13 protein-coding genes are annotated in these 13,096 nt (G+C 61.9%); 9 read left to right on the forward strand and 4 right to left on the reverse strand.

Features of this window, described 5'->3' with window-relative positions; all coding sequences use genetic code 11:
• Nucleotides 1–60: 60 nt before the first annotated feature.
• Nucleotides 61–888 (forward strand): type I methionyl aminopeptidase, encoded by an 828-nt coding sequence (map, locus tag NKJ04_RS04890; RefSeq protein WP_023810456.1) that lies wholly within the window; start codon nt 61–63, stop codon nt 886–888.
• A 26-nt stretch (nt 889–914) separates the two neighbouring features.
• Here the strand turns inward: map and NKJ04_RS04895 are convergent, their stop codons facing one another.
• From NKJ04_RS04895 to NKJ04_RS04905, 3 genes are read right to left on the reverse strand one after another with little or no spacing between them, the layout of a single operon-like run.
• Nucleotides 915–2,240, reverse strand: coding sequence for a sensor histidine kinase (locus NKJ04_RS04895; RefSeq protein WP_352673731.1), 1,326 nt, complete (start codon nt 2,238–2,240; stop codon nt 915–917).
• Entirely contained in the window at nt 2,237–2,998 is a 762-nt protein-coding gene (locus NKJ04_RS04900) for a response regulator (RefSeq protein WP_352673733.1), read from the reverse strand. Before NKJ04_RS04900 ends, NKJ04_RS04895 begins: the two co-directional genes overlap by 4 nt.
• Nucleotides 2,999–3,039: 41 nt before the next feature.
• Complete coding sequence (locus NKJ04_RS04905) at nt 3,040–3,897, reverse strand: MipA/OmpV family protein (protein WP_352673734.1); 858 nt, start codon at nt 3,895–3,897, stop codon at nt 3,040–3,042.
• Nucleotides 3,898–4,148: 251 nt separating this feature from the next.
• Here NKJ04_RS04905 and radC point away from each other — a divergent pair, with 251 nt between their 5' ends.
• The 8 genes from radC to NKJ04_RS04945 all read left to right on the forward strand — a co-directional run bounded on the left by radC (nt 4,149) and on the right by NKJ04_RS04945 (nt 12,279).
• Complete coding sequence (radC, locus tag NKJ04_RS04910) at nt 4,149–4,910, forward strand: RadC family protein (protein WP_352673735.1); 762 nt, start codon at nt 4,149–4,151, stop codon at nt 4,908–4,910.
• A 256-nt stretch (nt 4,911–5,166) separates the two neighbouring features.
• Entirely contained in the window at nt 5,167–6,348 is a 1,182-nt protein-coding gene (locus NKJ04_RS04915; protein WP_023810451.1) for a carbohydrate kinase family protein, read from the forward strand.
• Nucleotides 6,349–6,419: 71 nt separating this feature from the next.
• The gene (locus tag NKJ04_RS04920) at nt 6,420–7,193 is read left to right on the forward strand and encodes a glutamine amidotransferase (RefSeq protein WP_023810450.1); all 774 of its coding nucleotides are present in this window, start codon (nt 6,420–6,422) and stop codon (nt 7,191–7,193) included.
• A 28-nt stretch (nt 7,194–7,221) separates the two neighbouring features.
• A complete protein-coding gene (locus tag NKJ04_RS04925; RefSeq protein ID WP_023810449.1) occupies nt 7,222–7,992 on the forward strand; it encodes an ATP-binding cassette domain-containing protein in 771 nt (256 codons plus the stop codon).
• A 33-nt stretch (nt 7,993–8,025) separates the two neighbouring features.
• A complete protein-coding gene (locus tag NKJ04_RS04930; RefSeq protein ID WP_352673737.1) occupies nt 8,026–9,012 on the forward strand; it encodes an autoinducer 2 ABC transporter substrate-binding protein in 987 nt (328 codons plus the stop codon).
• A gap of 47 nt (nt 9,013–9,059) precedes the next feature.
• Nucleotides 9,060–10,007 (forward strand): ABC transporter permease, encoded by a 948-nt coding sequence (locus NKJ04_RS04935; protein ID WP_352673738.1) that lies wholly within the window; start codon nt 9,060–9,062, stop codon nt 10,005–10,007.
• Nucleotides 10,004–10,963, forward strand: a complete 960-nt coding sequence (locus NKJ04_RS04940; protein ID WP_352555247.1) for an ABC transporter permease — start codon at nt 10,004–10,006, stop codon at nt 10,961–10,963. The genes NKJ04_RS04935 and NKJ04_RS04940 overlap by 4 nt, the downstream gene beginning before the upstream one ends.
• A complete protein-coding gene (locus NKJ04_RS04945; protein WP_352673740.1) occupies nt 10,963–12,279 on the forward strand; it encodes a M20 family metallopeptidase in 1,317 nt (438 codons plus the stop codon). The genes NKJ04_RS04940 and NKJ04_RS04945 overlap by 1 nt, the downstream gene beginning before the upstream one ends.
• A 254-nt stretch (nt 12,280–12,533) precedes the next feature.
• On the opposite strand, the gene NKJ04_RS04950 is transcribed toward NKJ04_RS04945, so the two are convergent.
• Nucleotides 12,534–13,058, reverse strand: coding sequence for a hypothetical protein (locus tag NKJ04_RS04950; protein ID WP_023810444.1), 525 nt, complete (start codon nt 13,056–13,058; stop codon nt 12,534–12,536).
• Nucleotides 13,059–13,096: the final 38 nt, after the last annotated feature.

The raw sequence follows: 13,096 nt of genomic DNA on the forward strand, positions 1-13,096 counted from the left end.
AAATCTGGGGAAATTTTCACGCTGGCTCTCCTGCAGAGCCCTACCCGCTACACGGACAAAATGGTCACCTATCTCGACGCCGCCACGGCCCCGCTCAGAAATACCGGCCAGATCCGCCTCTATGGCGAGGACGGCTTTGCCGGCATGCGCAAGGCATGCGATCTCACCGCACGCTGCCTCGACGAGCTGGTGCCGATGGTCCAGCCCGGCGTCACCACCGAAGCAATAGACCGCTTCGTCTTCGAATTCGGCATGGACCACGGCGCGCTGCCGGCGACGCTCAACTATCGCGGCTACACGAAATCGTCCTGCACCTCGATCAACCATGTCGTCTGCCATGGCATTCCCGACAACAAGCCGCTCAAGGATGGTGACATCGTCAACATCGACGTCACCTACATCCTCGACGGCTGGCACGGCGATTCTTCGCGCATGTATCCGGTCGGCACGATCAAGCGCGCCGCCGAGCGGCTGCTCGAAGTCACGCATGAATGCCTGATGCGCGGCATTGCGGCGGTCAGGCCGGGAGCCCGCACCGGCGCCATCGGCGCCGCCATCCAGACCTTTGCCGAAGGCGAGCGCTGCTCGGTGGTGCGCGACTTCTGCGGCCACGGCGTCGGCCAGCTTTTCCATGACGCGCCGAACATCCTGCATTACGGCAGCGCCAATGAAGGCGTCGAGATGCGGCCAGGCATGATCTTCACCATCGAGCCGATGATCAATCTGGGCAGGCCGCATGTGAAGGTTCTGTCGGACGGCTGGACCGCGGTGACGCGCGACCGCTCGCTGTCGGCGCAGTACGAGCACACGATCGGCGTGACCGACACAGGGTGCGAGATTTTCACGCTGTCGCTCCAAAAGCTCGATCGCCCCGGCCTGCCGGCTTAGAGCGCATCTACCCGGCAGGAGGCCGTCTATGCCGACTGCAAATCCGCGGCATTCGGCAGGTCGATGGTGACGACCAGTCCGCTGGGCTGGTTGTCCTCCAATTCGATCCTGCCGCCGTGACCCTGGACGATGTCGGCAACGATCGAGAGGCCCAGACCGAAGCCATGCTTCGATGCAATGCCGCGCGACGCATCTTCCTTGAAGAATGGTTCGAAAACACGAGCACGTACCGTCATCGGAATACCCGGCCCGTCGTCCCCTACCGTGATGCGCGCCGCCGTGCCGGTCGCCGTCAATGCGACCGTGACGTTGCCAGCGAATTTGACCCCGTTGTCGCAGAGATTGGCGATCGCACGCGCCAATGCATTGGGCTTGCACCAGCCCAGGAGCCGGTCCGGCCCGGAATATGAGACAGGAAATCCGACATCGGAGAATTCGGCGCAGACGGTTTGCAGAACGCTGGCAATGTCGGCGCGCTGCAGCTTCTCCGTCGAAACATCGTTGCGCAGATAGGTCAGGGTCTCGTCGATCAAGATTTCGATGTGCTGGACATCGGACAGGATTGCGGTTCGGATTGGGCCATCATCCATACGCTCGGCGCGAAGCCGCAGCCGCGTCAACGGCGTGCGCAGATCATGACTGACGCTGCGCAACATGCGCGTGCGATTTTCGATCATCGTGCGGATGCGCGTCCTCATCCTGTTCAGGGCGCGCGCCAAGCCCACCATTTCAATGGAACCGTGTTCGACGAAGAGCTGTTCGCCATTCTCGATCTCGGCCGAACCGACTGCTGCCGAGATGCGCTTCAATGGATCCGTCACGGCCCAAACCGCAAACAGCCAGATCAGCACGGGCAAGGCGACGAAAGCCATGAACCTGTAGAACGAGGCACGGACGAGGCCCGATGTCAGCCAGGAATCGGGCATGCCGAAATGGGCCAGGACGTCCTGCTGGTCCAGGTCGATGACAAACGCGTATCGGCCGCCGATCCTTAGCCAGCGTCCATCAACCGTCCCCCTGTCGATTCGCAAAAGCCATTCGACACTTCGCCATTGCAGATAGGACTGGGGAATGCCGCGTATCTGCTCCTTGGGCAATATCTCGAAATCAAAGCCGGCCCGCGTTGCTGTCGCCAGAATTGCCCCACGCGCCTCCGCCGGCGTTTCTTGCAACAAGGCAGCAACAACGGCCGCACGCCTTGCGTTATCTTCCGCGGCGGGAAGGTCGACGTTCTCCATGAAACTCTCGACGACCGAACCGACGAACATGATCACGATCACCGCGATGAAAATGATCGCCACAAACTGCCCACGCACGGACTGTGGCAAGAAACGGCGGATGAAACCCTTCATGCTTCCTCCACCGTCGCGGTGAAGATGTAGCCACCCAACCGAACGGTCCTCAAAAGCACCGGATCGCGCGCATCCTTTTCGATCTTCCTGCGGATTCGACTGATATGGACATCGACGCTACGCTCGATAGGCCCCGCGAGCCCGGCATGGGTTACGCCCAGAAGCTCCTCGCGAGAGAGAACCCGTCCTGCATTGCGACAAAACGCAAGCAACAGGTCGAATTCATGCGTCGTGGTCGTAACCCGCGCATTGTTGGGGTCATGCAATTGCCGTCGTATGGGATCGAGGCGCCAGCCGTTGAAACGAAGCACCTTCGACCAGTCCCGCTCGTCTGGAGTATAGGCTGTACGGCGCAGCAGCGCCCGTATCCTGGCCGTCAGTTCGCGCGCGCTGAACGGTTTCGTCACATAGTCGTCCGCGCCGATTTCCAGCCCGAAGATGCGGTCGATTTCCTCACCGAGCGCGGTCAGCATCAGGATCGGAATGTTGGTTCCGGCACGAAGACGGCGACAGATGTTGAGACCGTTTTCGCCCGGCAGCATGACATCGAGCACGATGAGATCGAATTTCTGGTTGCGAAGCGCGGCATTCATCTGGACGCCGCTCTCGGCAATTTCCACGATCATGCCGTTGTCGGTGAGCGTCTCGCCCAGCATGCGTGCGATCTCAAGATCGTCTTCGACAATGAGGATGCGCGAACCTTGCCTTGCCGACCTGCATTCGGCGCTCAAATCGCTTTGGTGCCGTTGCTGTGCCATTCCGGAGTTTGTCTAGCCTGCATTTGGTGCCTGGGTAGGCGTCAGAACCGATATCCGACGAGAAGCATCCCAGAAGGCTGGATCTTTTCGACGACAACAGGGCTGTCGGCAGCGTCACCCAAGAGAACGCCGACCCCCGCTTCGCCGCGCACCATCCAGTTCTCGTCGAGCATATATGTGGCGGAAATCGAAAAATCGGCGCGCTTCAAACCGGCGCCGGCATCATAGCGCGCCAGCCCCGAGCGAGCCGATTGTTCGGGCGTGACGCCAAAATAGGCCTGCATGTAATTTTCGTCGGCAAAGACGGCGGACGCGCTGGCGCCGATCATCAACGATTGAGACAGAGGCCGGGTCACCTCGATCCCCACCCTGCCCTCCAGGCCATCGCTGCCGCCGATGGTCTTGTCCAGCTGCGCGAATATTTCGGCTGGACCGAACTTCGCCGCTGCCTTCACGCCGACCGTCGCGCCCATGTCGACATCCCCCAAGCCGCGCAGATGGTCGGAGTCGTCTTCCTTGCGGCCCATCTCATAGCCAAGCCGAGCGCTGAATGCGAACGGTCCTTGTTCATAGACGGCGATGTTGGCACCTGTCGGGTCGATCGTCACCGTGTCGAGGAATGTCGCCGTGACGAAAGGCACCGGCATGATCTTGAACTCATCGCTGCCCTCGTATTTGAGGACGATGATGGCGCCGCCGCCGAGCACGACATGCCAGTCGGACAGTTTCTGTTCGAAGCGCGCGAAACGGGAAGGCTCGGGCGGCAGGGTAAAATCATCGGAATTCACCGCAATGGCGTCTGCCGCCAGCGCGCCCTCCGAATGCGTTGAAAACAGGATTGCCATGGCCGCGAGAGATGCCCGGCCGGCAAATAGTCCAGAGTCAATTTTGGCGAACATGCGCGCTCCAGTATAGCGAGGCCACGAGCCTCCGATGGCGCCAACATGTCAGGTGAAAGTGGCCGCATGCGTTAAGTGATGTTAAGTTTTGTTGCGCAATCGTGGTTTCATCTTGCCGTATAGGGAAGCCATAGACTGACAGCGGGAGCTGCCACGATCTGCCGTGGATCGTCTCGCGATCGGGGAACAGAACTGTTTCAATCCCGGCCAGAACGGTTCTAATGTCTGCGCTGGAGCAATGTGGGCGGTGTATGGGGAACACAAACGACGACGACGAGCGGAGTTTCTTCTCCGAAGTGCCGATGCGGCCTGCGGCGAAAGCCAAGGCGACGCTCGACGAAAAGCCCCATTACCTCGGTCACCGCGACCGACTGCGCGAGCGTTTTGCCCTGGCGGGCCCGGACGCCCTGCCCGATTACGAACTTCTGGAACTTCTGCTTTTTCGCCTGGTCCCTCGTGCCGACACCAAACCGGCGGCCAAGGCGCTGCTGGCGCGCTTCGGCACGCTGGCCGAAGTGCTCGGGGCGCCGGTTGGCCTCCTGCAGGAAGTCAAGGGCATTGGCCCTGCGGTGGCGCTCGATCTCAAGATCGTCGCGGCAACCGCGCAGCGCATGGCGCGCGGAGAGGTGCAGAGTCGCGAAGTCCTCTCGTCCTGGACACAGCTTCTTGCCTATTGCCGGTCGGTCATGGCCTTCGAGGCGCGCGAGCAGTTCCGCATCCTGTTCCTCGACAAGAAGAACGCGCTGATCGCCGACGAGGTTCAGCAGACAGGCACCGTCGACCATACGCCCGTCTACCCGCGCGAGGTGGTCAGGCGCGCCCTCGAACTCTCGGCCACCGCCATCATCCTGGTCCACAATCACCCGTCAGGCGACCCCACACCCTCACGAGCCGATATCGAAATGACGAAGGAGATCATCGAGGCGGGCAAGCGGCTGGGCATCGCGGTGCACGACCACATCATCATCGGGCGCAAGGGATACGCCAGCATGAAGGGCCTGTTGCTGATCTGACGGGCCGGGGGCATGCCACGACCGTCCGATCAAGCCCGGGCGATCGAATGAAGTGCAGGAAATTCGCTTGCACAATCTTTTGCCAAAAAATTTGAAAATTGTTCAATCTTGGAAAGAGGAGCCCAGTATCCGCTCTATTTCTGGATTAATCATCCAATCTATAAGAATTCTCTCTTTGATTTTTAGAAGATAATTCCGTTGAGGCATCGCATTTTCCCTGCTACCGTTTTGAAACGCTTCAATTGGAACTCCGCCATTGCAACGCAAGCGCCCGACCATAGCGGATGTCGCACGAACCGCCGGTGTCTCCATCGGCACGGTGTCGAACTTCATCAATGGAACGGCCAGCCTGAGGGAAGGCACGCGCGACCGCATCGAGAAGGCGGTTGCCGCGCTGATGTATCGGCCGAGCTCCTTTGCGCGCTCACTGCCGGGCCGCGCACCACGCAGGCCAAAGAATCTCGACCATCTGCCAAGACTTCTGGTCGCCGGTAGGGTGAGTGTCGACTTCCTGTGCCGCGTCGACGTGCTGCCGCATCGCGACGACCGGATCACCGCCAGCCACATCGACAAGGCGTTGGGTGGCCCCGCGGCCAATCTCGCGGTTGCCGCCGCCGGCATCGGAGCTCCCTACGCGCTGGACGTTGAGCTGGCGACAGCGGTCGGCCAGGATCCAGAGAGCGATTGGGCGCTCGGCGCGCTTTCGAAATTGGGGGTCCACGCCTTGCCGATCCGCAACACGCCCAACAACCGCCTCTCCCAGGCGATCGTGATCATCGAGCGCAACGGCAGCCGGACGATCATCAGCGAACCGTTCGAGCTTGGCGAGGTCGACCTGACAGCCAATCTGGATATCCAGCCCGAGCAACGTTCGGCCTGCCTTCATATCGAAGGCTTTCACTACGAGACGATGACCGCGTCCATCGCGCGCTTTCATCAGGCGGGCTGGAAGGTGAGCCTGCATTCGGCCGGTCTTCCCAAAAGCGTCCGCACGCCGGAAACCTTCTCGCAGATGGTCAAACAGATCGATCTGACCTTCATCAACGATGTGATGATACGGGAGATCTTCGACTTTCGCAGCCGCATGGCGACGACGATCGAAGAGGTGCGGCTGATGCTGTCACGCATCAAACAACGGGGAACGGTCGTGCTCACCCTCGGCGAGTTCGGCGCCGTCGTTTTTCCGGCGAATGGCGGTCCGCAGATCGAGGTGCCGGCGCTGCCGGTCAATCGCGTCGACGCGACGGGCGCCGGCGACAGCTTTGCCGGCATCTTCCTTGCCCTTTGGCTGCATGGCGCGTCGCTGGGCGACGCCGCGCGCTATGCGGCAATCGGGGCGAGCCTGACGACAACGGTCGAAGGCGCGCAGGGTTACATCGCAGACTTTGCCACGCTGAAGGCTGCGGCCCTGGCGAACAATGCCGTGATAGCCAGTTAAAACAATGGCTTATCGACGTTCGACCTGGCGCGGAAAACCGCATCAACCGACGAAATCAGGAGAGTATGATCATGGCGAAAACAAAAGTCCTTCTTGTCGGCGAAAGCTGGGTGAGTTCGGCGACCCACTACAAGGGGTTCGACCAGTTCGGCAGCGTCACCTTTCACCTGGGCGCAACACCCCTGGTGGACGCTTTGAAGGGCAGCGAATTCGATCTCGACTACATGCCCGCCCACGAGGCCGTCGAGAAGCTGCCTTTCACCATGGAAGGGCTGTCGCAATACAGGGCGATCATCCTGTCCGACATTGGCGCGAATTCGCTCCTGCTCCACCCCGATGTCTGGCTGCACGGCAAAACGGTTCCCAACCGGCTCAAGCTCCTGCGCGACTGGACGCTGGCCGGCGGCGGCCTGATCATGATCGGCGGCTATTTCAGCTTCCAGGGCATTGACGGCAAGGCGCGCTGGCATCGCACGGCGGTCGAGGAGGCGCTGCCGGTGACCTGCCTTCCCAATGATGACCGGCTCGAAATTCCGGAGGGCTTTCGTCCTGAGATCACTGGTTCCAGAGACCACCCGCTTTTTGCCGGCATCGAGGGCGAATGGCCGCTGCTGCTCGGTGCCAACGAGGTCATCGCCCGTGATCGCGACGATGTCGAGGTCCTGGCGCGGCTGCCGCAGGACCAGGGCGGTCATCCCCTGCTGGTCACCGGGCGCCATGGCGAAGGGCGTACGCTGGTCTGGACGTCGGACATCGGTCCTCACTGGCTGCCGAACAGTTTTGTCGAATGGCCTGGCTACGCGAGGCTTTGGACCAACGTGCTGCGCTGGGTCAGCAACGCCTAGCCGATCCGCAATCGTCGGGGAACCCGTCATGACAGAGCCCTTTCTTGTCGCCAGAAACATCGCCAAGCGCTTCGGCGCTCTGACCGCGCTGGCAAATGTCGATCTGGAGATCCGCTCCGGCGAGGTGCTGGCGCTTCTCGGCGATAATGGCGCCGGCAAATCGACCTTCATCAAGATCCTGGCAGGCGCTCATCCGCCCAGTGGTGGGGAGCTTGTGATCGAGGGCAATCCGGTCGCCTTTCACTCGCCCAAGGATGCCGCGGCATCGGGGATCGCGACGATCTTTCAGGAGCTGGCGCTTTCGGAGAACCTGTCGATCGCAGAAAACGTCTTTCTCGGCCGTGAATTGAAACGCTCCATTTTGGGCATTCCGTTCCTGAAGCGCAAAGAAATGCGCCAGCGCGTCGACGGCCTGCTGAAGGAGCTCGATGCCCATATTTCCGATCCAGAAGCGCCTGTAGGCAGTCTGTCGGGCGGCCAACGCCAGGCCGTCGCAATCTGCCGGGCGCTCAATCTGAATGCCAGGCTGGTCATCATGGATGAGCCGACTGCGGCCCTTGCCGTTGCCGAAACGCGCAAGGTCCTGGCGCTGACACGGCGGCTTGCCGCGCGCGGCTGTGCCGTTGTGCTCATCAGCCACAACATTTCCGAGGTCTTCGAGGTCGCCGACCGCATCGTGGTGTTCCGGCGCGGCCGCAAAGTGGCCGAACGGCTGGCCGCCGATACCGATCACGAGGAAGTCGTTTCGCTCATAACAGGCGCTCATCCCGACGTGCGGGCGCTTGAAAAAACAAACTGAAACGCACGTCATTTCCAGAGAGGTTCAAACACAATGCTTTCACAGTTCAAGAAAGTGCTCGCCGCTTCCGCACTGTCACTCGCCATTGCAACCGCGGCGCATGCCGCGGACAAACACAAGGTCGCCTTCGTTCCGCAATTGATCGGCATCCCTTACTTCAACGCCATGGAAGCCGGCGGTAATCGCGCAGCCAAGGACCTGGGCGTCGATTTCATCTATTCCGGTCCCGTCGACACCAATCCGGTCGACCAGTTGCAGATCGTCCAGAACCTGGTCGATCAGGGCGTCGAGGCGATCTCGGTCAGCGTCCTCGATGCCTCCAGCATCGCACCCGTGGTCGAGAGCGCCAAGGCGAAAGGCATCAAGCTGTTCACCAGTGACAGCGACGCGCCCGACAGCGGCCGCGCCGTTTATGTGGCGCAGGCGACCGACGAAGGCCTCGGCACAGCCATTGTCGACGAACTCGTCAAGCGCGTCGGCGAGGACGCAACCATCGGCATCGTCTCCGGCGAGGCAACGGCGTCCAATCTCAACGCCTGGATCGGCTTCATGCAGAAGCAAGCCACCGCCAAATATCCGAAGCTGAAGCTGCTCGCGCCGCAATTCGCCGGCGGCACCGCCGAACGCGCCGCGCAAATATCAGGCGATCTGATGGCGGCCAACCCGGACATCAAGGCCATCATCGCCGTCGCCTCCTCGACATGCCCGGGCGTAGCCCAGGCCATCGAAACCGCCGGCAAGATCGGCTCGGTCATCGGTGCCGGCTACTGCAGCCCGAACACGGCACGGTCCTACCTGAAGAGCGGAGCCTTCGGCTTCACCGTTCTCTGGGATCCCGAGCAACTCGGCTATCTCACGGTCTGGGCCGGCAAACAGCTGATCGACGGCAAGAACTTCGAAGCGGAAAACAAGGTCGCCGGCCTGGAAAAGCCCATCACCTATGATGCCGCCAAGGGCATTTTGCTTCTCGGGCCGCCGGTCGTCTTCACCAAGGACAATGTCGACAAGTTCAACTTCTGAGCTCTGAGATGAACGTGGTGCGGCAGTTTGGAAACGGTGTCTTCTCCATGAACGGGCGGGAGTGGTCTCTGCTTGTCGCCTGTTTGCTGGCGATCGTCATCTTTTATGTCGCATCGCCGCACTACGCGACATCAGGCAATGCAGCCACGGTCCTGCGCAACAGTGTCGAACTGCTGCTGATCGGCCTTGGCATGACCCTGCTGCTCGCCATGGGCGGCATCGATGTCTCGATCGGCATCGTCATGGGTCTGGCGGCCATCGCCATCGGGCGTGTGCTCGGCGCCGGCGGCAATCCGCTGCTGGCGCTCATTGCAGGCCCTTTGGTCGGTGCGCTGCTGGGATGCGTGACCGCCGCCGTCGTTGTCCTCGGCCGCGTTCCGGCAATTGTCGGTACACTCGGCCTGCTCGGTGTCTACCGCACCGCCGTCTTCGTACTTCTCGGAGGGCAATGGCTTTCGGGCCTGCCCTCGAGCCTTACAGATCTTCTTGCAACCAGCGTGCTCGGCGTCCCCGTCCCTGCCCTGGTGATTGCCGCTGCCTATCTGGCCGTCTGGCTGGCGCTGCGGCGAACCCCTTATGGGCTGCATCTGCTGGCGATCGGCAATTCGGAGGAAAAAGCGCGGCTTTCTGGCATCCCAGTGATCAAGATCCGCTTCACGACCTTCGTCATCAGCGGTGTGCTGACTGGCATTGCCGCCACGTTCTATGTCGCCACCTACCGCAATGTGGAGATGACGATCGGCAGCACGCTGGCGCTCGATGCCATTGCCGCGGTCATTCTTGGCGGGACCAGCATATTGGGCGGCAGATGCAGCCTGATCGGCACCGTGCTCGGCGTGCTGCTTCTGAGAATCCTGCAGAACGGCCTGCTGCTGATCGGTGTCCCTTCCCTTTGGCAGCCTGTCGTCACCGGCGTTCTCATCATCGGCGTGCTTGGCTTCGAAGCTGTTTGCAACCGATTGCCGCTCGGCAGATTTCAACGAGCCCGCGCATGAAAACGCTCCGCAACCTGCAGGGCCCGGCCCTTACCCTGGCTCTGCTCTGTATGCTTTGGCTGATCGTGATTGTCGGCCTGCTGGCGCTCAAGCCTTCTGTCTTCAATCTCGGCACCGTCACCACCATTCTTCAGTTCTCGACGATCCTTGCCCTGGTCGGCCTTGGACAAGGGTTGGTCATCATGGCCGGTGGCGCCGGCATCGACCTCTCGGTCGGCGGTGCGGTCTCGCTGTCCGCCATCGTCGCGATGCTTTGCCTCAAGCTGGGATTGCCGCCGGTCCTGCTGCCCGCCGTCTGCATCCTGGCCGGCGCGATGCTCGGTGCCTTGAACGGATGGCTGGTGAACGGGCTCGCGCTTCTCCCCTTCATCGCGACGCTCGGCACCTTCTTCGTCTATTCCGGCGCTGCACTTGCCATTACCGGCGGCGCGGCCCAAGCCGGCGTGCCCTCCTGGCTGCTTGTGTGGGGGCGCGGCGTCGTCATGGGCATTCCCCTGCCCTTTCTCACCCTTGCCATCCCCTGCTTTGCGCTAGCCGGTTTGGTGCTGCTCTCGACAGCGTGGGGGCGCTGGATCTACGCCATGGGCTTCAACGAACGCTCGGCCAGGCTGGTCGGTATTCCGGTCGATCGCGTTCGCTTGGTCCTCTACGCCTTGAGTGGCGCGCTCGCCGGCGCCGCGGGACTCGTCTCGATCGCCTGGCTCGGCAGCGGCAGGCCCAATATCGGCCAGAACCTCGAACTCGAATCGCTGACTGCGGCCATGCTCGGCGGCATCGCCATCACCGGCGGGCGTGGCGGCGTCGGCGGCGTGTTCGCGGCCGTCCTGCTGCTGGTCACGCTGAAGACCGGCCTTCTGCAATTGAACATCAACACGGTTTGGCAGGTGGGGATTGTCGGCGCCCTTCTGGTTTTCGTCCTTCTCGCCGACCGACTTTCCCAACGTTGGAGATCATGATGCCGTCCATGGAAGAGATCATTGCCGCGCGCGTCGAAGCAAGCGCTGACCGTATCGTCCAAACGCTGAGCGATCTCGTCGCCTTCCCCTCGATCGTGAAATCCGATCCAAAGGAGGCCGGCCCCGGCGAGCGTGATTGCCAGCTCTATCTGCAAAAGCGGATCGAGGCGCTAGGCTTCTCGACCGATCTATGGGACCCGGACGGCCCAGCACTCTACGAAAAATACAAGGGGCGGGCCGGCGCCAACAAAGGCAGGACGTTCGAAGGCCGGCCCAATCTCGGCGGCGTCTTGAAGGGCACGGGCGGCGGTCGCTCCATCATGCTGACCGGCCATATCGATGTCGTCCCGCCCGGCGCCGCCGGTCACTGGACGACCGACCCGTTCCAGCCCGTCCTCAAGGACGGTTTTCTACACGGCCGTGGTACGGTCGACATGAAAGGCGGCGTCGCCTGCATGCTGATGGCCGTCGAGATCCTGAGGGGACTCGACATTCCCCTGTCCGGAGACGTCGTCTTCACCACCGTGGTCGATGAGGAAATCGGCGGCATGGGGTCGCTGGCCATGGTCGATCGCGGCTTTCACGCCGACGCCGGCATCATGACCGAACCGACCGCGAACAGGATCGCACCGCTCTGTCACGGCATTCTGTGGGGGAAGATCATCATTGACGGCATAGGCGGGCATGCGGAGCTGACGCCCAATGCCTGGTATTCGAGCGGCCCGGTCGATGCCGTCCAGCTTTGCCGGCAGATCCTCGACGGCATCGACATCCTCAACCGGCGCTGGATGTTCGATCCCAGAAAGAACCATCCGTTGATGGACCTGCCCAACCAGATCATCGTCACCCAGATGAGCGCCGGCGAACATCCGTCCTCCATGGCAGGGCGCGGCGAGATCATCATCGACGCTCAATATCTGCCGAGCGAGCATGACGAGTTCAAATTGGGCGGCAACGTCAAACGCGAAATCGAAGAGCACATAGCCAATGTCTGCCAGGCAGACCCTTATCTTCGCCAGCGCCCTGCCCGCGTCGAATGGATTCTCGACGCCGACTGCGCCGAGATCCCAGCGGACAATCCCTTTGTCGGCGTCTTCCAGGAGGCCGTCAAAGAAGCCAATCTCTCGCCGGTCCTGAGTGGCTTTGGCGCGCACAGCGACATCGGCCTGCCGACCGGCCTCGGCAACACCCCGACCGTCAATTTCGGTCCCGGCGACCCCGCGCAGGCGCATCAGCCGAACGAACGCGTTTCGGTGCGCGATCTCGTCGATTGCACCAAGGCAATTGCAATTGCCGTCGAAAAATGGTGCCGCTAGCGGGCAGACGATTGGCAGTGCGACAACGCAGCATAGGGGCCATGGCCCTTCGACAGGAGCCGCAGCTTCTGGTCATCGACCGGCGGCGGCACGCCCTCGAGTTCCCGCCATGCGGCAAGTGATCGATCTTTGCCGCACTGCAGGCATGGTTGCGCCCCTGCCTGGTGACGTCGTCGCGTTCTGACACCCGGCGAGCTTGCGCACGTGATTTGAGCTGAACGCCTGTGCAGCAAGCCGTGCCCGTTGCGGTCCGTTCACGGCGGATCGGTGTTGCAGCTGCCGGCTACCTGGTTGACCGCTTCGCCGAACCCGGCGAGGTCGAAATCGGCCTCGCCGCGCCCCGCCAGCAGCCCGAACCGCCAGGAAAGCTGGAGCCGGTTCGCGGCGACAAGGCGCCTGATGCCGTCGGCTCCATCGCGCACCAGCATCCGGCCGCGCGGCCCGACCGACCAGCTTTCATCGAACTTGCTCTCCTGATCGACCGTGATCGACATGGTGATCTTGCGGCTGGCCGAAACAGCGTCGTTCAGTTGCAGCCATTCAGTCCAATGCGGCTCGCCGTTTACCCGGCAGGCAATCGTCAGGATCGGGCTGTAGCTCAAGGCACCGCCGCCGGTGATCAGCTTGTTGGTGGCATAGAGCGAGGCCGTGACGAGGCCGTCTTCACTCGTGCCGAACCGCCAGTTGTCAGGCACCGTGCCGGCCTGGGCAATGCCGCAGACCGAGACAAGCATCAGCGCGATTGCCGAAGCGTGTCCCAATTCGACGAACAGTCTCAACACGCCCTCCAACAACCAAGCGGCTTGCAATAGAAGCG

This window comes from Mesorhizobium sp. M0618, assembly GCF_040320765.1.
Classification (GTDB): domain Bacteria; phylum Pseudomonadota; class Alphaproteobacteria; order Rhizobiales; family Rhizobiaceae; genus Mesorhizobium.